Origin of the sequence: Nocardioides sp. GY 10113, assembly GCF_004919105.1 — a bacterium.
Lineage (GTDB): Bacteria > Actinomycetota > Actinomycetes > Propionibacteriales > Nocardioidaceae > Nocardioides.
The window spans coordinates 120,688-143,210 of sequence record NZ_STGK01000002.1 but is presented as its reverse complement, the minus strand read 5'-3'; the positions used below and the strand labels follow the sequence as shown (position 1 = coordinate 143,210).

Genomic DNA, 22,523 nt, shown 5'->3' with positions numbered 1-22,523 from the left:
GGTTCACCGCCCCTCTCGGCCGCTGGTCGCTGCGCCCCGCGCCGCTCACCCGCGCGGGTCGGGGACCGGGACCCGCTCGGCGATCGCCTCGAGGATGCTGGCCGAGGCCCGCCCGCCCACCGCCGCCTCGGCGCTGGGGAGGATCCGGTGCGCGAGCACCGGCTGCACCAGGGCGCGGACGTCGTCGGGGAGGACGAAGTCGCGCTCGCGGAGCGCGGCGTACGCCTTGGCGGCGCGGACCAGGTGCAGCGTGGCGCGCGGCGAGGCGCCGAGGAGCACCTCGGGCGACTCGCGGGTCGCGGCCACCAGTGCCACCGCGTAGCGCTGGACCGCCTCGGAGACGTGGACCTGGGTGACGATCCCGCAGAGCTTGCGGATCTCGGTGCCGTCCGTGACCGGCTCGAGGTCGTCCAGCGGGTTGAGGGAGGCGTGCGCGCCGAGCATCGCGATCTCCGCGGCGGGCACCGGGTAGCCGATCGAGACGCGGGCCATGAAGCGGTCGCGCTGGGCCTCGGGCAGCGGGTAGGTGCCCTCCATCTCGACCGGGTTCTGGGTGGCGATCACCATGAACGGCGCCTCGAGGTGGTACGTCACGCTGTCGACGGTGACCTGACGTTCCTCCATGCACTCCAGGAGGGCCGACTGGGTCTTGGGCGAGGCCCGGTTGATCTCGTCGCCGATCACCAGGTTGGCGAAGACGCCGCCGGGGCGGAACTCGAACTCCCGCGTCGACTGGTTGTAGATCGACACTCCGGTCACGTCGGAGGGCAGCAGGTCGGGCGTGAACTGGATCCGGCGCACCGAGGAGTCGATGCTGCGGGCCAGTGCCTTGCTGAGCATCGTCTTGCCGACGCCGGGCACGTCCTCGAGGAGCAGGTGTCCCTCCGCGAAGAGCACCACGAGGGCCGAGGTCACGACCTCCGTCTTGCCGGTGATCGCCCGCTCGACGTTCTCTCGGATGCGCGCGGCCACCCGGGCCACGCTGGCGACGTCGGCCCCGGGGCTGCCCGGCTGCACGGAGGTCGGCGACTCCACCACTGTGTCTCCCGTCCGCAATGTCCTGTTGCACGCCAACGGTACGCCGCGGCGGAATCCCACCCTAGGGGGTCGCCGGTGGGCGAGCGGCCCGATTTCGGGTCGGTGACGTGCCCCGCCGCCTCCGCTCCGCTCCACTCGACCCGCCGACGCGCCCCACCGGCGCTCCACTTCCCCCACGTTCCACTCCACCACGCTCCACCACGCACCCCGGCGACGCCCGCGCCGCGGTCGGTGGGGTGGTGGAGCGCTGGCCGGCGGTGGCCGCCCGGCGCCCGGCCGAGGCTCGGCGTTCTGGCCCCTGACCTGCGGTTTCTGTGATCCCGGGGGCGGCCGGGGGAGTGGTCGCGGCGTCCGCTCCCGGCGCGCCGGCGCCCGCGTCGGGCCGGGGTCCGCGCCGGTGGTGCAGGTCGCTCGAGACCGCGCCGGATTGGCCCGGGCCCCCGCCGACACGACGTCGATGTGGTTGACGGTGGAGCAAAGTGGCGTAAAGTGGTGGAAAGTGGAGGAGGGCGGAATCGAGGGGGTGGCCCGATGCTCTTCATGGGCACCTACACCCCGAAGCTCGATGAGAAGGGCCGCCTGTTCCTTCCGGCCAAGTTCAGGGATCGACTCGCGGAGGGGCTCGTGGTGACGCAGGGACAGGAGAACTGCCTCGTTGTCTGGCCCTCCGACGTCTTCGCCGAGGAGGCCGACCGCGCCGCGGCCCGGCCGATGACCAGCCGTGCGGCCCGCAGCTACGCCCGGATCCTCTTCGCCGGTGGCGACGAGGGGAAGCCGGACAAGCAGGGCCGGATCGGCATCCCGACCCACCTGCGCGAGTACGCCGCACTCGATCGCGACGTCGTCGTGATCGGTGTCCGGGACCGGCTCGAGATCTGGAACCCCGAGAAGTGGCGGGAGTTCCAGGCCGCCGCCCTGGCGGACTTCGCCGACCTCGACGAGGACGACGACGAGTAGCAGCGACGAGCAACAGCGACGAGCAGCACCGCGGCCAGGCGCCGCTCCAGAACAGAACAGTGGATCCGTAGAGCCAGGTCTCCGCCCGCTCCCGGGGGGACCACGGGCCACCTGGGGCACCTTCCCCGGCGCCAGGCAGCCCGAGAGAGCTCTGGAGCACCTTCCCCGGCGCCAGAGCACTCGCGACGTCATCTGGGCACCTTCCCCGGCATCAGATGGCCACCGACATGGAGCGGGCTGAGACCTGGCTCTACGGATCCCTTCGCACACCACGTCCAGCACGAGTCAGAGCAGTCATCCCCCCGCGGAGCGGGCACACGAGGTCGAGGGTCGAGTCATGAGCGTCATGCGGGTCGGTACGCACCGGGTCCACGGGGGCAGCGCGGTCCCCGCCGCCCTGCGCCCGCACGGCCGCGAGCCGCGGGTCCGGGAGCGGGCACGCGACGCGCTCACCGTGATGGGCTTCTCCGCCGCCGTGTCCCTGGGCCTGGCGCTGGTGCTGCTGGTCGGCTCGGGAACCTGGCGCTGAGGCCTCGATGACCACGCCCCGCCACGTTCCGGTCATGCTGGACCGCGTCGTCGAGCTGCTCACGCCCGCGCTCGACCACGACGGTGCCGTGCTGGTCGACTGCACCCTGGGTCTCGGCGGCCACAGCGAGGCCGTGCTCGAGCGCTGCCCCCGGGCCCGGGTGGTCGGCATCGACCGCGACCCCGAGGCCCTGCGCCGCGCCAGCGAGCGGCTGGCGCCGTACGGTGACAGGTTCCGCGGCGTGCACGCGGTCTACGACGAGATCCCGGACGTGCTCGACGGGCTCGGGCTGCCGGCGGTCTCCGGCTTCCTCTTCGACCTCGGGGTCTCCTCGATGCAGCTGGACCTGGCCGAGCGCGGGTTCGCCTACGCGGTGGACGCGCCGCTGGACATGCGGATGGACTCCACCACCGGTCAGACCGCCGCGGACGTCCTCAACACCTACGGCGCCGCCGACATCACCCGGATCCTGCGCGACTACGGCGAGGAGAGGTTCGCCCGGCGGATCGCCGACCGGATCGTCGCCGAGCGCCAGCGCGAGCCGTTCACCACCTCGGCGCGGCTGGTGGCCCTGCTGTACGACGTGATCCCGGCTCCGGCGCGGCGGACCGGGGGACACCCCGCGAAGCGCACGTTCCAGGCGCTGCGGATGGAGGTCAACGACGAGCTGCGGGTCCTCGAGCGCGCCCTGCCGGCAGCCGTGGACGCCATCGAGGTCGGCGGCCGCGTGGTCGTGGAGTCCTACCACTCGCTGGAGGACCGGATGGTCAAGCGCGCGTTCGCCGCCGCGACCCGCTCCGACGTCCCCGTCGATCTGCCGTTCGTGCCCGAGGGGCAGGAGCCGGCGCTGCGCCTGGTCACCCGCGGCTCGGAGCAGGCGCCGGAGGAGGAGCGGGCCGACAACCCGCGAGCCGCCTCGGTCCGGCTACGGGCCATCGAGCGCGTCCGCCCCGGAGGCCCGTCCTCCACCCCGTCCCGTCCCCACCCGCGAGGAGTCGCCTGATGAGCAGCACGGCAGCCCAGGTCCGCAGCCGGCTCCCGCGGGTGACCCCGCGCGCGGCGCAGGCGGCCGTCCAGCGGGCACGGCTCAGCGTCGTCCCCCGCGTCCGCACCCGCGCACCCCGGGTGCCGTTCGTGACGCTGGTCAGCGTGATCCTGCTCGGCGGGGTCGTCGGACTGCTGATGTTCAACACCTCGATGCAGCAGGCCTCCTTCCAGGCCACCGCGCTCCAGCGGCAGGCCAGCGACCTCGGTGCCCGGCAGGAGGCGCTCGAGCTCGACCTCCAGGCGCTGCGCTCCCCGGCCCGGATCGCTAGCGCCGCACAGCGGCAGGGCATGGTGATCCCCACCTCGGCGGGGATCCTCGACCTGGGCACCGGCAGGGTGAGCGGCGCGGCGGTGCCGGCCGACGGCGCTCCGCTGCCGCTGACGCCGCCGCCGGCCAAGCGGCCGAGCCTGCTCGACCCGCCGACCGTCACGAGCACGTCGCGCAGCACCTCGGCGGCGACGTCGACCGGTCGTGGCCGAGCCGACACCGGCAACGCCCGCCGGGCCGGCGCGCCGCGGACGCGGGGATGACCCTCCCGCCTAGGTTGGAGCAGTGAGTCGTACCCCCGTCGGTGCCGGCCCCCGTGGCGGTGCCGGAGCACGTCGAGCCTCCCCGCAACGTCGGATGGGGTTCGGCTTCCTGATCATCGCCTTCGTGCTGTCGATGTTCGCGGCCCGGCTGATCCAGCTGCAGGGCGTGGACCCCGACTCGCTGGCGCTGCGCGCCGCGGCCGAGGGCACCGTCGACGTCACGCTCCCGGCCGCCCGGGGCGAGATCACCGACCGCAACGGCGATCCCCTCGCGGAGTCCGTGGACGGCACCATGATCGTCGCGGACCCGGCGCTGACCGCCGACGAGGCGCCGGCGCTGGCCCGGTTCCTGGCCCACCGGCTGGATCTCGACTACGCCGACACGCTCGAGGCGCTGCGTGCCGAGGGCAGCCGGTTCCAGTACATCGCGCGCCAGGTGCCCACGAGCAAGGCGAAGGACGTGGTCGCCGACGCCGAGGACGAGGGCTTCCGCGGCCTGTTCACGCAGAACGACCCGCTGCGGATCTACCCCAACGGCGACGTGGCGGCCAACCTCGTCGGCTTCCTGGGCACGCCGAAGTCCGACGGCTCCGCACAGCCGCTGGCCGGGTTGGAGAGCCGGTTCAACGACTTCCTCTCGGGCACCGACGGAGCGGCCCGCTACGAGATGGGCGCGGGCAGCCAGATCCCGCTGGGCGACCACACGGTGACGCCGGCGGTCAACGGCAACGACCTGCGCACCACGCTCGACCGGGACCTGCAGTGGTACGCCCAGCGGGTCCTGCAGCAGACGGTGGAGGGTGCCGCCGGCGAGTCGGGGATCGCGGTGGTGATGGACAGCCGGACCGGGCAGGTGCTCGCACTGGCCGACTACCCGACCTACGACGCGGCGGACCCGGAGGAGTACTCCCCGGACCTGTACAAGTCCAGCGCCCTCACCGACGTCTACGAGCCCGGCTCGGTCGAGAAGGTGCTCACCCTCAGCTCCCTGATCGACGCCGGGTTGGCCACGCCCCGGACCCGGCTGAAGGTGCCGGGCAAGCTCTACCGCCAGGATCGCCCCATCGGCGACTACTGGGACCACGACACGTTGCGGCTCACGCTGGCCGGCGTGCTCGCCAAGTCCTCCAACGTCGGCACCGTGCTCGCCGCCGACGAGTTCAAGCCCGGTCAGCTGCGGAAGTACCTGTCCGCGTTCGGGCTGGGCAAGCGCACCGGCGTGGGCCTCGGCGGCGAGACCCGCGGCATCCTGCCGAAGGGGGCGGCGTGGACGTCGCAGGTCGGCGACCGGATCGCCTTCGGCCAGTCCCTGTCGGTGAACGCGATCCAGATGGCCGCGGCGATCAACACCATCGCCAACGGCGGGGTCCGGATCGACCCGAGCCTGGTGATGGGCTCGGCCACCCTCGACAACGGCACGTCCATCGGCACCGCCGACGTCACCGAGCGGCGGGTGGTCAGCGAGCGCGCCGCACACGGCACGATGCTGATGATGGAGCGCGTCGTGGATCCCGACGCCGGCGTCGCGCCGGGGGCGCAGGTGCCCGGCTACCGGGTGGCCGGCAAGACCGGCACCGCGCAGCGGGTCGGGTCGGAGTGCGCCTGCTACGACGGCTCCACCACGGTCTCGTTCGCCGGTTTCGCGCCGGCCGACGATCCGCGCTTCACTGTCTACGTGGTGGTGCACGATCCGCGCGCCGGCAGCGGCGGCGGCTCGGTCGCCGGCCCGGCCTTCTCCCAGCTGATGAGCTACGCCCTGCGCCGGTACGGGGTCCCCCCGACCGGCAAGCAGCCCAACCGGATCCCCGTCGAGTGGTGACCCCCGCAGCCGATGCCGACCGCCCCCCGAACCGCCCGGGGGCCGTGGTCCCCGTCCCGCTGGCAGACGTCGTCGCCTGGGCGGGCGGCGAGCTGACCGGGACGGCTGACGTCGCCGTCACCGGGGTCTGCCTGGACTCGCGCCGGGTGCTCCCCGGCGATCTGTACGCCGCGCTGCCCGGCGCGACCGTGCACGGCGCGCGCTTCGTGCCGCAGGCCGCGGCGGCCGGTGCGGTCGCGGTGCTGACCGACCCCGACGGACTGCCCGCCGCTCGCGACGCCGGGCTGCCGGTGGTCGTGGTGGCCGAGCCGCGACGGGTGCTGGGCGCGGTCGCGGCAGGCGTCTACGGTCGGCCCGCCGCCGCGCTGCGCACGATCGGCGTCACCGGCACGCAGGGCAAGACCACCGTCACCCGGCTCCTGGACGCCGGCCTGGCCGGGGCCGGGGTCCGCTCGGCGGTGATCGGCACGGTCGGCACGCGGATCGCCGGCCGCGACGTGAAGACGGCCCTGACAACGCCCGAGGCGCCCGACCTGCACGGGCTGTTCGCCGCGATGCGCGAGCAGGACGTGACGGCGTGCGCGATGGAGGTCTCCAGCCATGCCCTGGTGCTCGGCCGGGTGGACGGCGTGGTCTTCGACGTCGCCGTCTTCCTCAACCTCGGGCGTGACCACCTGGACTTCCACAGCGACGTCGAGGACTACTACCGGGCCAAGGCGTCGCTGTTCACGCCCGAGCGGGCCCGGCTCGGGCTGGTCGACGTCGACGACGAGCACGGCCGCCGACTGGTGGCCGAGGCGCAGGCGCACGGGGCGGGCGGGGGGATCCCGATCCGCACCCTCTCGGCGCGTGGCAGCGAGGCCGACTGGCGTGCGGTGGACATCGAGACCGGACCCGACGGCTCCACCTTCGCCGTGCTCACCCCGGACGGGCGCCGCCTGCCCGCGGGCGTCCCGCTGGCCGGGGACTTCAACGTGGCGAACGCCCTGGCCGCGATCGCGGCCGCCGAGGAGGCGGGGTTCGACGGCGCGGCGGTCGCCGCCGGCATCGCGGCCGGCCCGGGCGTACCCGGGCGGCTGGAGCGGGTGCCGGCGCCCGCGGACGGTCCGGACCCCGGCTTCACCGTGGTGGTCGACTACGCCCACAAGCCGGACGCCGTGGCCGCGGTGCTGCGCACGCTGCGCCCGGTCACCGCGGGCCGGCTCAGCATCGTGATCGGCGCCGGCGGGGACCGCGACACCGGCAAGCGCCCGCTGATGGGGGAGATCGCCGCGACCACCGCGGACCTGGTGATCGTCACCGACGACAACCCCCGCAGCGAGGATCCGGCGCTGATCCGGGCGGCGATGCTGGCCGGCGCCCGGCCGGCCGCCGCGACCTCCGGCGCCGAGGTGCTCGAGGTCGCCGGGCGCCAGCGGGCGATCGAGGTCGCCATCGAGCGGGCCGAGGCCGGCGACGTGGTGGTGGTGGCCGGCAAGGGTCACGAGACAGGACAGGAGATCGCCGGAGTGGTGCACCCCTTCGACGACCGGGAGGTGGTGGCCGCGCTGCTCGCGCAGCGGGTCGCCGGCGCTCCGGGAAGCAGCACGGGGGAGGCGGACCGTTGATCGCGATGACGCTCGCCGAGATCGCGGAGGTGGCCGGCGGCTCGGTCGCCGACCCGGCCGACGCCGGTCTGGTGGTCTCCGGTGAGGCGTACCTCGACAGCCGCACCCCGGTGCCCGGCGGCCTGTTCGTCGCGATCGCGGGGGAGCGGGTGGACGGGCACGACTACGCCGCCGGCGCCCACGCCGTGCTCGGATCGCGGCCGACCGTCGCACCCACGGTCGTCGTCGAGGACCCGGTGGCGGCGCTCGGGCTGCTGGCCCGCGAGCTGCTGGGCCGCCTCGACGCCACCCTGATCGCGCTCACCGGCTCCCAGGGCAAGACCGGCACCAAGGACTACCTGGCGGGGGCGCTGGCCGCGGTCGCCGGCGCCGACGCCGTGGTGGCGACGGCCGCCAACAACAACAACGAGCTCGGCGTGCCGCTCACCGTGCTGCGGGCGCGCCGGGAGACCCGGTACGTCGTGGTCGAGATGGGCGCCCGCGGGGTGGGGCACATCGCCTACCTGTGCCGCATCGCTCCGCCGAGGGTCGCCGCGGTGATCAACGTCGGCACCGCCCACATCGGCGAGTTCGGCAGCCGCGAGGCGATCGCGGTCGCGAAGGGCGAGATCGTCGAGGCGCTCCCGGACGGGGCGGCGGGCGGCGTGGCCGTGCTCAACGCCGACGACCCGCTGACCGCGGCGATGGCCGAGCGCACCGCCGCCCGCGTGCTCACGTTCGGCGAGCGCGGCGCCCTCAGCTGGCGCGACCTCACCCTGGACGCACTCGGCCGCCCGTCGTTCACCCTGGTCCTGGACCAGGGGGCCGAGGGAGCGGAGGGCACCGCTCGCCTCGAGCAGGCCGTGACGCTCCGCCAGCCCGGTGCGCACCAGGTCGCCAACGCCGCGGCCGCAGCCGCCCTCGCGGTCGGCGCCGGAGTGCCGTTCGCCGCCTTCGCCCGCGCGCTCGGCGACGTCGCGCCCGCCTCCCGGTGGCGGATGGAGGTCACCGAGCGGCCCGACGGGCTGGTGGTGGTCAACGACGCCTACAACGCCAACCCCGAGTCGATGCGGGCCGCGCTGGAGGCGCTGGTCGCGATCGGTGCGGGCAGCGGCCGCCGTACCGTCGCGGTGCTGGGCGAGATGAAGGAGCTCGGCGCCTCCCACGAGGAGGGACACCGCGCGGTCGGCGCGGCGGCCGTCGCGCTGGGCGTCGACGTGGTCCTGGTCGTCGGCGAGGCCGCGCGCGGGATCGCCGACGGGGCCGCGCAGGCGCCCGCCCAGGAGTCCGCGGACGGGTCGACCGGGGGCCCGGAGGTGGCCACGGCGGTGGGTCATGACGCCGCCCTGGAGTGGTTGCGGCAGAATGCGGGGCCGGAGGACGTCGTCCTCGTCAAGGCGTCGCGAGGCGCCCGACTGGAACGGATTGCCGCCGCCCTGCTGGCGCCGGCGGACCTCGGAAAGAATCTCGGACAGGAGGGGTCGACCACGTGAGAGCGATCCTGCTCGGGGGCGGCATCGCTCTGCTGATCTCCTTGCTCGGGACCCGGACCGCGATCTCGTACTTCACCCGGTGGGGCTACGGCCAGGAGATCCGCGAGGACGGCCCGACCAGCCACCACACGAAGCGCGGCACGCCGACCATGGGCGGCGTGGTGATCATCCTCGCCGCGGTCGTCGGGTACTTCGCGGCCAAGCTGATCACCCTGAGCACGCCCAGCGCCTCGGCGCTGCTGCTGCTCTTCCTCTTCGTGGGGATGGGCGTGGTCGGCTTCCTCGACGACTTCATCAAGATCTACAAGCAGCGGAACCTGGGCCTGCGCAGCAAGGCCAAGATGATCGGCCAGACCGTGATCGCCCTGGTCTTCGGAGCGCTCGCGCTCTCGCCGTGGCTGGAGGACGAGAACGGGCGCACGCCCGCCTCGGAGAAGGTCTCGTTCCTGCGGGAGATCGGCTGGCTGGCGCTGCCGACGGCCCTCGCGCTGCTGCTGATCTGGCTGCTGGTCACCGGCTTCAGCAACGCGGTCAACCTGACCGACGGCCTGGACGGCCTGGCCGCCGGCGCGAGCGTGATGGTCTTCGGCGCCTACGCGCTGGTCAACATCTGGCAGAACAACCAGTTCTGCCAGGACGAGTCGACCCTCACCTGCTACAACGTCCGAGATCCGCTCGACCTCGCCATCGTCGCCGCGGCGATCACCGGCTCCTGCTTCGGCTTCCTGTGGTGGAACGCCTCGCCGGCTCGGATCTTCATGGGCGACACCGGCTCGCTGTCGCTGGGCGCGGCGCTGGCCGGCCTGGCGATCCTGACCCGCACCGAGCTGCTGCTGATCCTGCTGGGCGGCATCTTCGTGCTGGAGACCGTCTCGGTGATGCTGCAGGTGGGCTTCTTCAAGCTGACCAAGGGCCGCCGGATCTTCCGGATGGCGCCGATCCACCACCACTTCGAGATGCTCGGCTGGGAGCAGGTCACCGTGGTGATCCGGTTCTGGATCATCACCGGGCTGTGCGTGGCCTCCGGTCTCGGCATCTTCTACGCGGAATGGGTCTCCCGACTGTGACCGCCCCGGACCCGACGACGCTCGGTCGCCACGACGCCTGGGACGGGGTGCGCGCCGTCGTCGCCGGCTTCGGCACCAGCGGCGCCGCCGCCGTCGACAACCTGCTCTTCCTCGGTGCGCAGGTGACCGCGCTCGCCGAGGGCGCCTCCCCGGCGATCCTCGAGCGCGCCGAGCTCCTGGAGACCCTCGGCGCCCGGATCGAGCTGCATGCCGGCGCCACCGAGCGGCTGCCCGAGGGCACCGACCTCCTCGTGGTCTCCCCGGGCTTCCGGCCCGATGCGCCGCTGATCGTGCAGGCCCGTGAGCGCGGCGTCCCGGTCTGGGGCGAGGTCGAGCTGGCCTGGCGGCTGCGCGACCCGGAGAGCCCCGCGCCGTGGCTGTGCGTCACCGGCACCAACGGCAAGACCACCACGGTGCAGATGCTGGACTCGATCCTGCGCGCCGCCGGGCTGCGCAGCGTCGCCGCCGGCAACGTCGGGCTGGCGCTCACCGAGGCCGTGATGGACCCCGAGCCGTACGACGTGATCGCCGTCGAGCTCTCCAGCTTCCAGCTGCACTACGTCGACACGATGGCGGCCGAGTCCGCCGCGGTCCTCAACGTCGCCGAGGACCACCTCGACTGGTACGACGACGCGGCCGGCCTGGGCGGCATGGACGGCTACGCCGCGGACAAGGGCCGGATCTACGAGCACGTCTCCGGCGCCTGCGTCTACAACGTGGCCGACCCGGTCACCGAGCACCTGGTCCGCGAGGCCGACGTGGTCGAGGGTGCCCGGGCCATCGGCTTCACGCTGGGCACCCCGAGCGTCGGGATGCTCGGCGTGGTCGACGACATCCTGGTGGACCGCGCCTTCGTGGAGGAGCGGGCGACCTCGGCCGCCGAGCTGTGCACGATCGCCGACCTCGCCTCGCCGGCCCCGCACTTCGTCGCCAACGCGCTCGCGGCGGCGGCACTGGCGCGTGCCCACGGGGTCAGCCGCAGCGCGGTCCGCGACGGGCTCCGCGCCTTCCGGCCCGACGGCCACCGCATCGAGCTGGTCGCCGAGCACGGCGAGATCGCCTGGGTCGACGACTCCAAGGCGACCAACCCGCACGCAGCGGCGTCCTCGCTGGCGGCGTACGAGTCGGTGGTCTGGATCGCCGGCGGGCTGGCCAAGGGGGCGGCCTTCGACGAGCTCGCCGCCCGCTGGGGGAGCCGGATCCGCGGTGCCGTGCTGATCGGTCGCGACCGCCAGGTGATCGCCGACGCGCTTTCGCGACACGCTCCCGATGTGCCGGTGATCGTCGTCGACAGCGGTGACACTGACGGGGTAGATGGTGCTGATCCGACGGACCCCCGGGCCCTGATGGACCGCGTCGTCGAGGCGGCCGCAGGCCTCGCCCGCCCCGGGGACACGGTGCTGCTGGCTCCCGGCTGCGCCTCGATGGACCAGTTCGCCAGCTACGCGGCCCGTGGGGACGCCTTCGCGGCGGCGGTGCGGGCCAGCATCGACCAGAAGGACACCGACCACTAGCACCAGACAGAGCCGAACCGGGACCAGGAGGGTCGCCATCACCACCGCGCAGCCCGAGCAGTCCCGGCGCCGGCTCCCGTCGGGCTGGGGCGCCCTTCGCCGTCCGCGGGCCGGCAGCGGCGACCGTCCGGGGTGGCTCGCCGGCGTCCGCGAGGCCGTCGACCGACCGCTGACCACCTACTACCTGCTGGTCGGCTCGGTCGCGCTGTTGCTGACGATCGGCCTGATCATGGTGCTCAGCGCGTCGAGCGTGTACTCCTACCAGAACCTGGGCGACTCCTACGCCGTCGTCCGGCGGCAGCTGATGTGGGTCGGCCTGGGCCTGCCGGCCGCGTGGGTCGCTTCCCGGGTCCCGCTGCGGCTGATCCGCAGCCTGGCCTTCCCGGGCTACCTGGTCTCGCTGCTGCTGCTGGGCGCGACCGCGATGGTCGGCGTCGAGGTCAACGGCAACACCAACTGGCTGGCCGTCGGGCCGATCCAGATCCAGCCCTCGGAGATCGCCAAGCTGTCGCTGATCATCTGGGCCGCGCACATCTACGCGCACAAGGAGCGCAGGCTCGACAGCCTGCACCACGTGCTGATCCCGGTGGTCCCGGGGATGATGCTCGCGACCACCCTGGTCGTGGTCGGCCACGACCTCGGCACGGCCCTGGTCTTCTTCGCGATCATGATCGGGATGCTGTGGGTGGTCGGAGCGCCGACCCGGCTCTTCCTGCTGGCCCTGCTCGGGGTGAGCACGGTCGCCCTGGCACTGGCCGCGACCGACCCCGAGCGGCTGGCCCGGATCACCAACTTCGCCGACCCGTTCAAGGACTACGCCGGCACCGGGTGGCAGCCGGCGCACGGGCTGTACGCGATGGCCAGCGGCGGCGTCTTCGGCGAGGGCATCGGGCACAGCCAGCAGAAGTGGGGGCGGCTGCCCGAGGCGCACACCGACTTCATCTTCGCGGTCCTCGGCGAGGAGCTCGGACTGGTCGGCACGCTGCTGGTGCTCGCGCTGTTCCTGACCATCGCCTTCGCGATCATCCGGGTCGCGCGGCAGACCACCGAGCCGTTCGTGCGCTACGCCAGCTTCGGCGTGGTGATCTGGCTGCTCGGCCAGATGATCATCAACGTCGGCATGGTGCTGGCCGTGCTGCCGGTGATCGGCATCCCGCTGCCGCTGGTCTCCTACGGCGGATCGAGCCTGGTGCCGACGCTGGCGGCGCTGGGCATGGTGATCGGCTTCGCCCGGCGCGAGCCGGCCGCGGCCCGGGCGCTGGCGCAGCGACGGCGCGCCCGTTCGGCCGGGCTGTCGGCCCGCCGGTAGCGTCTTCCCCGCACATGCATCCCGCGGTGCGGGCGCTCGAGGACGAGCGGCGCGCGGGGACCCGGTAGGAGCAGGAAGGCGGAACCGCCCAGATGTTGGTGTCTCGATGAAGGTGTTGCTGGCGGGCGGCGGGACGGCCGGACACACCTCACCGCTGCTGGCGACGGCCGACGCGCTGCGCCGGCTCGACGCGAGCGTGGAGATCACCTGCCTGGGCACGCCGCGCGGCCTGGAGAACCGGGTGGTGCCCGAGGCGGGCTACCCGTTGGAGCTGGTGCCGCCGGTACCCCTGCCGCGCAAGCCCGGCAAGGACCTGGCGATGGTGCCGGCGCGCCTGCGCGGTGCCGTCAACGCGGCGCTCGAGGTCGTGGACCGGGTACGGCCCGACGTGATCGTCGGCTACGGCGGCTACGTCTCCGTGCCGGCCTACGCCGCTGCGCGGCGGCGCAAGGTGCCGTTGGTCGTGCACGAGCAGAACGCCCTGCCCGGGATCGCCAACAAGCTCGGTGCCCGGTTGGCCACCCGCGTCGGCGTCAGCTTCCCCGACACCCCGCTGCCGAAGGCCGAGTACGTCGGCCTGCCGCTGCGGCGGATGGTGGCCACCCTCGACCGTCCGGCCCTGCGGGCCGAGGCCCGCGCCTTCTTCGGGCTCGACCCGGAGCTGCCGACCCTGGTGGTGACCGGTGGCTCCCAGGGGGCGCGCCGCCTGAACCAGGCGATCACCCGGTCCGCCGCCGCGCTCGGCGGCGCCGGCGTCCAGGTGCTCCACGTGGCCGGCCCGAAGGGCACGGACGACCCGACCTGGCAGGACCCGGTCGAGACCGGTCTGCCCTACGTCGTGGTGCCCTACGTGGACCGGATGGACTACGCCCTGGCCGCGGCGGACCTGATGGTCTGCCGCGCCGGTGCGAACAGCGTGGTCGAGGCGGCCGCCTCCGGCGTGCCGGCGATCTTCGTGCCGTTGCCGATCGGCAACGGCGAGCAGGCCCGCAACGCCCGTCCCGTCGTCGACGCCGGCGGCGCGCTGCTGGTCGAGGACGCGGCGTTCACCGCCGACTACGTCGCCGACGCCGTCCCCGGCCTGCTCGGCGACCCGGCCCGGCTGGCCCGGATGGGGGAGGCGGCGGCACGCCTGGTGCCGCGCGACGCCGACGAGCGGTTCGCCGCGATCATCCGCGAGGTCGCCGCGGGCGGTCCGCGATGAGGCTCCCGGTCCCCGACAGCATCGATCCGGCCGAGGAGCTCGGGCGGGTCCACTTCGTCGGCATCGGCGGTGCCGGCCTGTCGGGCATCGCCCGGATCATGGCGCGCCGCGGCATCCCGGTGACCGGCAGCGACGACAACGACACCGCCTTCCTCGGGTCGCTGCGCGAGCTCGACGTGCCGATCACCCTCGGCTACGCCGCGGAGCACGTCGGCGACGCCGACACGCTGGTGGTGACCACCGCGGCCCGGGAGGACAACCCCGAGGTGCTCGAGGCCCGGTCCCGTGGGCTGCGGCTGCTGCCGCGCTCGGCCGGGCTGGCCTCGGTGATGCACGGGCAGCGGGTGCTCGCGGTGGCGGGCACGCACGGGAAGACCACCACCACGTCGCTGCTGTCGGTGGCGCTGATCCACGCCGGCGCCGACCCGTCGTACGCCGTGGGCGGGGTGCTCAACGCCACCGGACGCAACGCGGACCTGGGGGCCGGTGGCTACTTCGTCGCCGAGGCCGACGAGAGCGACGGCGCCTTCCTGGTCTACGACACGCACGCCGCGATCGTGCTCAACGTCGACGCCGACCACCTCGACGTCTGGGGCACGCCGGAGGCCTACGCCGCGGCGTTCGAGGAGTTCGCCGACGGCATCGACCCCGAGGGCTTCCTGATCTGCGCCGTCGACGACGCCGGTGGTGCGGCGCTGGCCGACCGGCAGCGCTCGGCCGGCCGCCGGGTGGTCACCGTCGCGGTGGACGCCCCCGCGGACCTGCGCGCGGTCGACCTCCGTGTGGTCGGCGGCGGCACCACGTTCCGCGTGGAGCGCGACGGCACCGCGCTGGGCGAGGTCGCGCTGCGGATCCCGGGACGCCACTACGTGGTCGACGCGCTGGCCGCGCTCGCCATGGGGCTCGAGATCGGCCTGCCCTTCGCCGACCTCGCGGCCGGCCTCGGCACCTTCGTCGGCACCGGACGCCGGATGGAGCTCAAGGGCGCCGTGGAGACCGGCCCTGGCACCGGGGAGATCCGGGTCTACGACAGCTACGCCCACCACCCCAGCGAGATCCGCGGTGACCTGGAGGCCGCCCGCGCCCTGGCCGGCGACGGCGGTCGCGTCGTCGCGTGCTTCCAGCCGCACCTGGTCTCGCGGACCCGGCTGTTCGGCGCCGGGATGGGCGAGGAGCTGGGGGCGGCCGACGAGGTCGTGGTCCTCGACGTCTACGTGGCCCGCGAGGACCCCGACCCCGCGGTCACCGGTGCGCTGGTCGCAGCGGCGGTGCCGCTGCCGGCGGATCGGGTCGCCTTCGTGCCCGACCGGGCCGACGCGGTGCCCGAGCTCCTCGCTCGAGCCCGCCCGGGCGACGTGGTGCTGACGCTCGGCGCCGGGGACGTGACGCAGCTCGCCCCGATCCTCGTCGACGCGCTCCGGGAGCGGTACGCCGATGCCTAGGACCGCCACCGCGCGCCGCGAGGGCACGCCGCAGGATCGCGCCCGGCGCCGGTTCCAGCGCCGGCAGTGGGCCCGGCGCTGGCTGACCTGGCGGTACGTGGTCGTCGGCCTGCTCGTGGTCGGCCTGATCGGATTCGGCGTCTACGCGACGTACTTCTCGCCGTGGCTGCGCACCGAGGGCGTCCAGGTCAACGGCACCGGCCAGCTGACCGAGCGCGAGGTGCTCACGGCTGCCGAGGTGCCGGTCGGCGGGCCGCTGGCACGGGTGGACCTGGATGCGATCGCCACGCGGGTGGGCTCCCTGGCCACGGTGGAGTCGGTCGACGTGACCCGGGCCTGGCCGCACGACGTGCGCATCGACGTGGTGGAGAGGACCCCCGTCGCGGTGGTCGACGCGGGCGTCGGGCTGCGCATGGTGGACGCCGGCGGCCACATCTTCGGCGTCGTCCGGGCACTGCCCGACGACCTGCCGCTGATCGTGCTCCGCGCCGGCGCCGACGACAACGCGATGGCCGAGGGCGCCGCCGTGGTGGCGGCCCTCGACACGATGATCTCCCGTCTGGTGGACCACGTCGAGGTGGACTCGGTCGACCAGATCGAGCTCGAGCTGCGCGACGGCCGCCAGGTCCGGTGGGGGAGCGCGGAGCAGTCGGGCAAGAAGGCCGAGGTGCTGCTCGCCCTGCTGGCGACGAAGGCCAAGGTGTACGACGTCTCCGTCCCCGGACTGCCCACGGTCAGGTAGCGCCGCCGAGGAGGGCACGGGTCGGCAGGCAGGTCTGCCGACCCGCGCGATTTTTACCTTGCGGGTGTGGCGCGGCGTGTCGGCGCCGATTGGCCCCGGCGTCTGCCTACTGTCTTCATCAGGACGAGGTTGACATAACTATAACCCTCAGGTTGAGGGTCAGGGTTGAGCTCCTCGCTCCCGTTCAGCGGCACCCCGGGTGCCGCACCACAGATTTCAAGCCCGAACCCCACACGCACCCGCAAGACACGAGAGGTGGAGCCGCCGTGGCAGCTGCACAGAACTACCTGGCCATCATCAAGGTGGTGGGCATCGGTGGCGGCGGGGTCAACGCCGTCAACCGGATGATCGAGGTCGGCCTCAAGGGCGTCGAGTTCATCGCCATCAACACCGACGCCCAGGCGCTGCTGATGAGCGACGCCGACGTGAAGCTCGACATCGGCCGCGAGCTGACCCGCGGCCTCGGTGCCGGCGCCAACCCCGACGTGGGCGCCAAGGCCGCCGAGGACCACGCCGAGGAGATCGAGGAGGTGCTCAAGGGCGCCGACATGGTCTTCGTGACGGCCGGCGAGGGCGGCGGCACGGGCACCGGCGGCGCGCCGGTCGTGGCCCGGATCGCCCGTTCGCTGGGCGCGCTGACCATCGGTGTCGTCACCCGGCCCTTCCAGTTCGAGGGCGCGCGCCGGAAGAAGTCGGCCGACGAGGGCATCGAGCGGCTCCGCGAGGAGGTCGACACCCTCATCGTGATCCCGAACGACCGGCTGCTGCAGATCTCCGACCGCAACGTCTCGGTGATGGACGCCTTCCGCCAGGCCGACCAGGTGCTCCTGCAGGGTGTCTCGGGCATCACCGACCTGATCACCACGCCCGGTCTGATCAACGTCGACTTCGCCGACGTCAAGGCCGTGATGAGCAACGCCGGCTCGGCGCTGATGGGCATCGGCTCCGCGCGCGGCGAGGACCGCGCGGTCGCGGCCGCCGAGATGGCCGTCAGCAGCCCGCTGCTGGAGGCCTCGATCGACGGCGCCCACGGCGTGCTGCTCTCCATCGCGGGCGGCTCGGACCTCGGCATCTTCGAGATCAACGAGGCGGCCGCGATGGTGGCCGACGCCGTGCACGCCGAGGCCAACATCATCTTCGGCACGATCATCGACGACGCCCTCGGCGACGAGGTCCGCGTGACCGTCATCGCCGCCGGCTTCGACGGCGGTACGCCGAAGCGTCGTGAGGAGGGTTCCGGGCTGCGTCGCGAGTCCCGTCCGGCCGCGGCACCGGAGGAGACCCGCGCCGCCGCCGGTGCGGTGGCCTCCCGTCGCGAGGAGGCGCCGCGCCGCGCCCCCGAGCAGTCCGCCCCGGCCCCGGCGGCGCCGCCCGCCCCGCCGGCCCAGCCCGCGGCGCCGGCGCCCCAGCCGGTCGGCATCCGCCCGACGCCCCAGCCGATGCAGTTCGACGACGACGACCTGGACGTCCCGGACTTCCTGAAGTGACGCGTGTTCGCCTTTCGTGACCAGTGCGACCTCGGCCCGGGTGCCCCTCGGGTCGAGGTCGCGTTCACGGACGCCTCCGTCGATCTCGCGGAGGGGGCGCCCGGCTATGACGCGGCGCTCGCGCTCCTCGAGGCCGAGACCGGCGTCCGGTTCGCCCGGATGCGCCAGGTGCACGGCGTCGACGTGTGCGACGTCGACGGACCGGCGTCCGGCGCCGCCGACGAGCCGCCGACCGCGGATGCCGTGGTCACCGGCGAGCGGGGCACCGGCCTGATGGTCCGTGTCGCCGACTGCGTGCCGGTGCTCCTGGCCGACCCGGCCACGGGCGTCGTTGCCGCGGTGCACGCCGGCCGTCTCGGCACCGCCCGCGGCGTCGTCCCGGCCGCGGTCGCCCGGATGCGCGAGCGTGGCGCGACCGACATCAGGGCCTGGGTCGGTCCGCACGTGTGCGGCGGCTGCTACGAGGTCCCCGAGGCGATGCGCGCCGAGGTGGCCGCCGCCGTGCCCGCCGCCCACGCCGTCACCCGGTGGGGGACGCCGGCGCTCGACCTCGGTGCCGGGGTCGCCGCCCAGCTCGCGGACGCCGGGGTGCCGGCGACCGTCGTGCCCGGCTGCACCCTGGAGGAGCAGCGGTTCCACTCCCACCGGCGCGACGGGGAGCGTGCCGGTCGGATGGCGGGGCTGGTGTGGTGGACGTGACCCGCGAGGCGCAGCTGCGCGCGAACCTGGCCGGCGTCCACGAGCGGATCGACGCCGCGGCCCGTGCGGCGGGGCGGGACCCCGCCGACGTGGCGCTGGTCGTGGTCACCAAGTACTTCCCGGCCTCCGACGTCCAGGCGCTGGCCCGCCTCGGTGTGACCGAGGTGGGGGAGAACCGGCACCAGGAGGCCGCCGCCAAGCGCGAGGAGTGCGACGCCGCCGGCGCGTCCGGCCTGCGCTGGCACTTCATCGGCGGCCTGCAGAGCAACAAGGCCGGCGCCGTGGCGCGCTGGGCCGACGAGGTCGAGTCGGTCGACCGGGCCAAGCTGGTCGGCCCGCTCGACCGCGGCGCCGCCGAGCGGGGCCGACCGCTCGACGTACTGCTCCAGGTCAGCCTCGACCCGCCGGGCCGGGAGCAGCGCGCGGGCGCCGACCCGGCGGATCTCGACGCGTTGGCCGACCGCGTGGCCGATGCCGAGCACCTGCGGCTGCGGGGCCTGATGGCCGTCGCGCCGCTGGGGGAGGAGCCCGCGGCGGCGTTCGCGCGGCTCGCCGGGATCCGTTCCGCGTTCCTCGCCCACCACCCCGATGCCACCGTCCTCTCCGCGGGGATGAGCGGCGACCTCGAGCAGGCCGTGGCGGCCGGCGCGACACACGTGCGCGTCGGCACCGCGGTCCTCGGTTCGAGGCCCTCAGTCCAGTAGTGTCCAGATCACGATCAGCGGCCCCAGGGCCCAGAACCGGAGGCAAGTCCCATGAGCGGTGCGATGCGCAGGATCGGTGAGTACCTCGGCCTGCTCGAGGACACCAGCTACGACGAGTACGACGACGAGACCGTCGTGCACGAGCCGGTGCGTCAGCGCGCGGCCCGGCCGGTCCGCGAGGCCTCCGTCGCCGACATCAGCGAGCGCCGCCGCGCGGTGGCCCCGGCCCCCGCGCCGACGGCCGCCACGTCCACGGTGGCCGAGCTGTCCCGGATCACCACGTTGCACCCCCGCACCTACAACGAGGCGCGCACGGTGGGCGAGCAGTACCGCGACGGCACTCCGGTGATCATGAACCTCTCGGAGATGGACGACGCCGACGCCAAGCGGCTCGTCGACTTCGCGGCCGGGCTGATCTTCGCGACCCGCGGCAGCATCGAGCGGGTGACCAACAAGGTCTTCCTGCTCTCGCCCCAGAACGTGACCGTCGCCGCCGAGGACAAGCAGCGGATCGCCGACGGCGGCTTCTTCAACCAGAGCTGACCCCGGGGCGGCGAGCAGTGGCGAGGTCGGTGCGCGGCGGCGCGAAGGCCGACGCTAGGTTGGCCGCGTGACGACTGTCGGCTGGATCATCGAGGCTTTCCTCTTCACCTTCATCGCACTGCTCTGGGTCCGGTTCATCGCCGACTGGGTGCAGGTGTTCGCCCGCTCCTGGGAGCCCTCGGGAGTGATCCTGGTGCTGCTCGAGATCACCTACACCGTCACGGATCCGCCGATCCGGGCGCTGCGCAAGGTGATCCGCCCCATCCGGATCGGCAGCGTGGCGCTGGACCTCAGCTTCATCCTGGTGATGATCCTGGCCTACGTGCTGCTCTGGGTGAACCGCTCCTACCTGCTCTGAGCCCGGTCGCGATGCCGCGTCAGCGGGTCGCGAGGGGCCCGTGAGGCGGTGCCGGAGGGCCCACGACACGCCGCTGTCAGGCGTGGGAGCGCCCCGTGTCGGTTGGCGAGTCACGGTACTGGTGGGGCAGGCGCTAAAGTTCGCTGAGATAGGACCATCCGCTCGTTAAAGATAGGTGAGGTCATGCCGCTGACGCCCGAGGACGTGAGCAACAAGCGCTTTACTCCCGTCCGGCTCCGTGAGGGGTACGACATGGGTGAGGTCGACCAGTTCCTGGACGAGGTCGAGGCCGAGCTCGCGCGGCTCACGCAGGAGAACGACGACCTGCGCGCCAAGCTCGCCGCTGCCCAGTCCGGTTCCCCGGCGGCCTTCGAGGCGCCGACGCTGGCTCCGGTTCCGGTGCCTGAGCCGACCCCGGCCCCGGCCCCCGCTCCTGCGCCCGTCGCGGTGACCCCGGCGCCCACGCCCATCGCTGCGGGCGGCGTGGAGACGATCCGCGTCGAGACGGTGCCCGAGGCGTCCAACGCCGCGGCGCGCCTGCTGGAGATCGCGACGCGCAACGCCGACGAGCTGGTCGAGGACGCCAAGAACGAGGCCGACAAGATCATCGGCGAGGCGAAGACCAAGGCCGAGCGTCTGGAGAACGAGGCGAAGGGCAAGGCGGACCGCCTCGAGTCCGACGCCCGGACCCGCGCCGAGATGCTGGACAGCGAGACCGCCGAGCGTCGTACGCAGCTCTTCGGCGAGCTCGAGGTGCAGCGCGACAAGCTGAGTGTCGAGGTGGAGAACCTGCGCTCCTTCGAGCGCGAGTACCGCTCCCGCCTCAAGAGCTACTTCAACCAGCAGCTCGAGGCCCTCAAGACGCCGGGCGACACCATCGCCCCGAACGAGGAGGCGCCGGCGCCCAAGCGGCTCCGTTCCATCCTCGGCGAGGAGGGCTGATCCGAGCCGTCAGCGCTCGATCGACGCCGACACCGGCCGACCCGATTCGGGTCGGCCGGTGTTTTGTCCTTGGTGACCTTGCGCACAGCGGCTAACCTCCGTCCCAGCCCGTCGGCTCGGCGACGGGGATCCGGAGGAGACGTCGCCCATGGCTCGGATACCGAAGAAGTCGCTGGCCGGTCAGGCCGCCACCACCGCGCGTCGGGTGATCAGGCCCCGCGCGAGGGCGGATGCTGACCCGGCGGAGGCTCCGGTGTCGTCCGGAAGTGCCGCGCTGATGGAGGAAGCCATGACGACGGAGGAGGCCGCCCCGGTGGTCAAGAAGCCCGCCCCAGCCAAGAACCCGCCCGCCGCGCAGGCGCCGTCCCTGAAGGCGACGGCCGAGAAGGCCGCCCCGGTCGCCCCCGCGGCCAAGAAGGCGCCGGCCAAGAAGGCGCCGGCGAAGCGGACCGCCGCCAAGAAGGCCACTGCCAGGAAGGCCACCGCGGCCGAGCGGGCGGCGGTGCGCAAGGCCACCGCGCGCCTCACCTCCGCCGAGCTCGTGGTCCGCGACGGCGAGGAGCCGTGGACCGCCGAGGAGCTGGCCGAGGTCGTCACGGAGCTGCACGAGCAGCGCGGACACAGCTCGGCGATCCTGGCCGACCAGGAGGCGGACCTCTCCGGCCTGCTGCGGGACGCGGGTGACGGGGCGGGCCACGACCAGGCCGACGTCGGCGCCACCAGCTTCGAACGGGACCACGAGCTCACGGTGGTCAACCACGAGCGGGAGAAGGTGGCTCAGATCGACCGCGCCCTCGCCCGGATCGAGGCGGGTAGCTACGGCGTGTGCGAGTCGTGCGGCAACCCGATCGGCAAGATGCGGCTCATGGCATTCCCCCGTGCCACACTGTGCATGACATGCAAGCAGCGCGAGGAACGCCGGTAGGCGAGGACAGCGGCCGTCCCGACAGCGAGCAGGCGCCGGAGGTGGCCCGACGCGGTCGGCGCGGCCCGTGGCTGCTCTTCGTGCTGGTCGCGGCCGCGATGTACGGAGCGGACCAGCTCACCAAGTACCTCGCCGTGGAGCACCTCGACGGCGCCCCGGACAAGCCGCTGATCGGTGAGCTGCTGCAGCTGCGCCTGACCTACAACCCCGGCGCGGCGTTCAGCCTGGGCACCGACCTGACCGTGGCGATCACCTGCCTCGCGGTGGTGGCGACCGTGACGGTGCTGGTGATCAGCCTGCGGCTGCGTGACCGGGTCTGGGCGGTCGCGCTCGGCCTGCTGCTGGCCGGCATCGCCGGCAACCTCACCGACCGGCTGCTGCGCGAGCCGCAGGCGTTCCACGGTCACGTCGTGGACTTCCTGATGCTGCCGAACTGGCCGATCTTCAACGTGGCCGACATCTGCATCAACCTCGGTGCCGCGCTCGTGCTGGTCCAGGTCTTCCGTGGGGTCGGTCTCGACGGCTCGCGCGCGACGGGCGACGAGGCGCTGGACGCCAGGCGCGACGAGGATCCGAAGCAGTGAGCG

The 22,523-nt window shown here is 73.5% G+C and carries 22 protein-coding genes; 21 read left to right on the top strand and 1 reads right to left on the bottom strand.

Annotated features, from left to right (window positions below; translation table 11 throughout):
• Window positions 1-45 precede the first annotated feature (45 nt).
• A complete protein-coding gene (locus tag E8D34_RS02945; RefSeq protein ID WP_136593368.1) occupies window positions 46-1,017 on the bottom strand; it encodes a MoxR family ATPase in 972 nt (323 codons plus the stop codon).
• Window positions 1,018-1,569: 552 nt separating this feature from the next.
• Here E8D34_RS02945 and mraZ point away from each other — a divergent pair.
• The 21 genes from mraZ to lspA all read left to right on the top strand — a co-directional run bounded on the left by mraZ (window position 1,570) and on the right by lspA (window position 22,520).
• The gene (gene mraZ / locus E8D34_RS02935) at window positions 1,570-1,995 is read left to right on the top strand and encodes a division/cell wall cluster transcriptional repressor MraZ (protein ID WP_136593097.1); all 426 of its coding nucleotides are present in this window, start codon (window positions 1,570-1,572) and stop codon (window positions 1,993-1,995) included.
• Between the two features lie 337 nt (window positions 1,996-2,332).
• Complete coding sequence (locus E8D34_RS02930; RefSeq protein WP_136593096.1) at window positions 2,333-2,524, top strand: hypothetical protein; 192 nt, start codon at window positions 2,333-2,335, stop codon at window positions 2,522-2,524.
• A gap of 7 nt (window positions 2,525-2,531) precedes the next feature.
• Window positions 2,532-3,527, top strand: a complete 996-nt coding sequence (gene rsmH / locus E8D34_RS02925) for a 16S rRNA (cytosine(1402)-N(4))-methyltransferase RsmH (protein ID WP_136593095.1) — start codon at window positions 2,532-2,534, stop codon at window positions 3,525-3,527.
• On the top strand, window positions 3,527-4,102 hold the full coding sequence (locus E8D34_RS02920; protein ID WP_136593094.1) for a hypothetical protein: 576 nt from the start codon (window positions 3,527-3,529) through the stop codon (window positions 4,100-4,102). The genes rsmH and E8D34_RS02920 overlap by 1 nt, the downstream gene beginning before the upstream one ends.
• A 22-nt stretch (window positions 4,103-4,124) precedes the next feature.
• Window positions 4,125-5,921, top strand: coding sequence for a penicillin-binding protein 2 (locus tag E8D34_RS02915; RefSeq protein WP_240771060.1), 1,797 nt, complete (start codon window positions 4,125-4,127; stop codon window positions 5,919-5,921).
• A 92-nt stretch (window positions 5,922-6,013) separates the two neighbouring features.
• Window positions 6,014-7,528, top strand: coding sequence for a UDP-N-acetylmuramoyl-L-alanyl-D-glutamate--2,6-diaminopimelate ligase (locus tag E8D34_RS02910; RefSeq protein WP_240771092.1), 1,515 nt, complete (start codon window positions 6,014-6,016; stop codon window positions 7,526-7,528).
• 5 nt (window positions 7,529-7,533) lie between these two features.
• Window positions 7,534-9,000: a UDP-N-acetylmuramoyl-tripeptide--D-alanyl-D-alanine ligase gene (gene murF / locus E8D34_RS02905; protein WP_240771059.1), complete on the top strand. Its 1,467-nt coding sequence runs from the start codon at window positions 7,534-7,536 to the stop codon at window positions 8,998-9,000.
• Window positions 8,997-10,067 carry a phospho-N-acetylmuramoyl-pentapeptide-transferase gene (mraY, locus tag E8D34_RS02900; RefSeq protein WP_136593091.1) on the top strand — a complete coding sequence of 357 codons (1,071 nt, stop codon included), beginning with the start codon at window positions 8,997-8,999 and terminating at the stop codon, window positions 10,065-10,067. The genes murF and mraY overlap by 4 nt, the downstream gene beginning before the upstream one ends.
• The gene (murD, locus tag E8D34_RS02895) at window positions 10,049-11,581 is read left to right on the top strand and encodes a UDP-N-acetylmuramoyl-L-alanine--D-glutamate ligase (RefSeq protein WP_136593090.1); all 1,533 of its coding nucleotides are present in this window, start codon (window positions 10,049-10,051) and stop codon (window positions 11,579-11,581) included. Before mraY ends, murD begins: the two co-directional genes overlap by 19 nt.
• Entirely contained in the window at window positions 11,520-12,890 is a 1,371-nt protein-coding gene (gene ftsW / locus E8D34_RS02890) for a putative lipid II flippase FtsW (protein ID WP_276606570.1), read from the top strand. The genes murD and ftsW overlap by 62 nt, the downstream gene beginning before the upstream one ends.
• Window positions 12,891-12,996: 106 nt before the next feature.
• Complete coding sequence (gene murG, locus E8D34_RS02885) at window positions 12,997-14,094, top strand: undecaprenyldiphospho-muramoylpentapeptide beta-N-acetylglucosaminyltransferase (protein WP_136593089.1); 1,098 nt, start codon at window positions 12,997-12,999, stop codon at window positions 14,092-14,094.
• Entirely contained in the window at window positions 14,091-15,536 is a 1,446-nt protein-coding gene (gene murC, locus E8D34_RS02880) for a UDP-N-acetylmuramate--L-alanine ligase (protein ID WP_136593088.1), read from the top strand. The genes murG and murC overlap by 4 nt, the downstream gene beginning before the upstream one ends.
• On the top strand, window positions 15,529-16,278 hold the full coding sequence (locus E8D34_RS02875; protein WP_136593087.1) for an FtsQ-type POTRA domain-containing protein: 750 nt from the start codon (window positions 15,529-15,531) through the stop codon (window positions 16,276-16,278). The genes murC and E8D34_RS02875 overlap by 8 nt, the downstream gene beginning before the upstream one ends.
• A gap of 266 nt (window positions 16,279-16,544) precedes the next feature.
• Window positions 16,545-17,765: a cell division protein FtsZ gene (gene ftsZ, locus E8D34_RS02870; protein ID WP_136593086.1), complete on the top strand. Its 1,221-nt coding sequence runs from the start codon at window positions 16,545-16,547 to the stop codon at window positions 17,763-17,765.
• A 3-nt stretch (window positions 17,766-17,768) separates the two neighbouring features.
• The gene (locus tag E8D34_RS02865; RefSeq protein WP_136593085.1) at window positions 17,769-18,464 is read left to right on the top strand and encodes a polyphenol oxidase family protein; all 696 of its coding nucleotides are present in this window, start codon (window positions 17,769-17,771) and stop codon (window positions 18,462-18,464) included.
• Window positions 18,455-19,168 (top strand): YggS family pyridoxal phosphate-dependent enzyme, encoded by a 714-nt coding sequence (locus E8D34_RS02860; RefSeq protein ID WP_346763603.1) that lies wholly within the window; start codon window positions 18,455-18,457, stop codon window positions 19,166-19,168. The genes E8D34_RS02865 and E8D34_RS02860 overlap by 10 nt, the downstream gene beginning before the upstream one ends.
• Before the next feature lie 51 nt (window positions 19,169-19,219).
• On the top strand, window positions 19,220-19,711 hold the full coding sequence (gene sepF, locus E8D34_RS02855; RefSeq protein WP_136593084.1) for a cell division protein SepF: 492 nt from the start codon (window positions 19,220-19,222) through the stop codon (window positions 19,709-19,711).
• Window positions 19,712-19,778: 67 nt separating this feature from the next.
• Window positions 19,779-20,069, top strand: a complete 291-nt coding sequence (locus E8D34_RS02850) for a YggT family protein (protein WP_136593083.1) — start codon at window positions 19,779-19,781, stop codon at window positions 20,067-20,069.
• Window positions 20,070-20,252: 183 nt separating this feature from the next.
• Complete coding sequence (locus tag E8D34_RS02845; protein WP_136593082.1) at window positions 20,253-21,011, top strand: DivIVA domain-containing protein; 759 nt, start codon at window positions 20,253-20,255, stop codon at window positions 21,009-21,011.
• 289 nt (window positions 21,012-21,300) lie between these two features.
• Complete coding sequence (locus E8D34_RS02840) at window positions 21,301-21,936, top strand: TraR/DksA C4-type zinc finger protein (RefSeq protein WP_136593081.1); 636 nt, start codon at window positions 21,301-21,303, stop codon at window positions 21,934-21,936.
• Complete coding sequence (gene lspA / locus E8D34_RS02835; protein WP_136593080.1) at window positions 21,909-22,520, top strand: signal peptidase II; 612 nt, start codon at window positions 21,909-21,911, stop codon at window positions 22,518-22,520. Before E8D34_RS02840 ends, lspA begins: the two co-directional genes overlap by 28 nt.
• Window positions 22,521-22,523: the final 3 nt, after the last annotated feature.

Excerpts from the sequence above, each read along its gene's own strand:
- murD (WP_136593090.1), top strand. The coding sequence starts at position 10,049 with ATGGGTCTCCCGACTGTGACCGCCCCGGACCCGACGACGCTCGGTCGC.
- E8D34_RS02840 (WP_136593081.1), top strand. The coding sequence starts at position 21,301 with ATGACGACGGAGGAGGCCGCCCCGGTGGTCAAGAAGCCCGCCCCAGCC.
- E8D34_RS02920 (WP_136593094.1), top strand. The coding sequence starts at position 3,527 with ATGAGCAGCACGGCAGCCCAGGTCCGCAGCCGGCTCCCGCGGGTGACC.
- E8D34_RS02930 (WP_136593096.1), top strand. The coding sequence starts at position 2,333 with ATGAGCGTCATGCGGGTCGGTACGCACCGGGTCCACGGGGGCAGCGCG.
- lspA (WP_136593080.1), top strand. The coding sequence starts at position 21,909 with ATGCAAGCAGCGCGAGGAACGCCGGTAGGCGAGGACAGCGGCCGTCCC.
- sepF (WP_136593084.1), top strand. The coding sequence starts at position 19,220 with ATGAGCGGTGCGATGCGCAGGATCGGTGAGTACCTCGGCCTGCTCGAG.
- mraZ (WP_136593097.1), top strand. The coding sequence starts at position 1,570 with ATGCTCTTCATGGGCACCTACACCCCGAAGCTCGATGAGAAGGGCCGC.
- murC (WP_136593088.1), top strand. The coding sequence starts at position 14,091 with ATGAGGCTCCCGGTCCCCGACAGCATCGATCCGGCCGAGGAGCTCGGG.
- murG (WP_136593089.1), top strand. The coding sequence starts at position 12,997 with ATGAAGGTGTTGCTGGCGGGCGGCGGGACGGCCGGACACACCTCACCG.
- E8D34_RS02845 (WP_136593082.1), top strand. The coding sequence starts at position 20,253 with ATGCCGCTGACGCCCGAGGACGTGAGCAACAAGCGCTTTACTCCCGTC.
- E8D34_RS02875 (WP_136593087.1), top strand. The coding sequence starts at position 15,529 with ATGCCTAGGACCGCCACCGCGCGCCGCGAGGGCACGCCGCAGGATCGC.
- rsmH (WP_136593095.1), top strand. The coding sequence starts at position 2,532 with ATGACCACGCCCCGCCACGTTCCGGTCATGCTGGACCGCGTCGTCGAG.
- murF (WP_240771059.1), top strand. The coding sequence starts at position 7,534 with ATGACGCTCGCCGAGATCGCGGAGGTGGCCGGCGGCTCGGTCGCCGAC.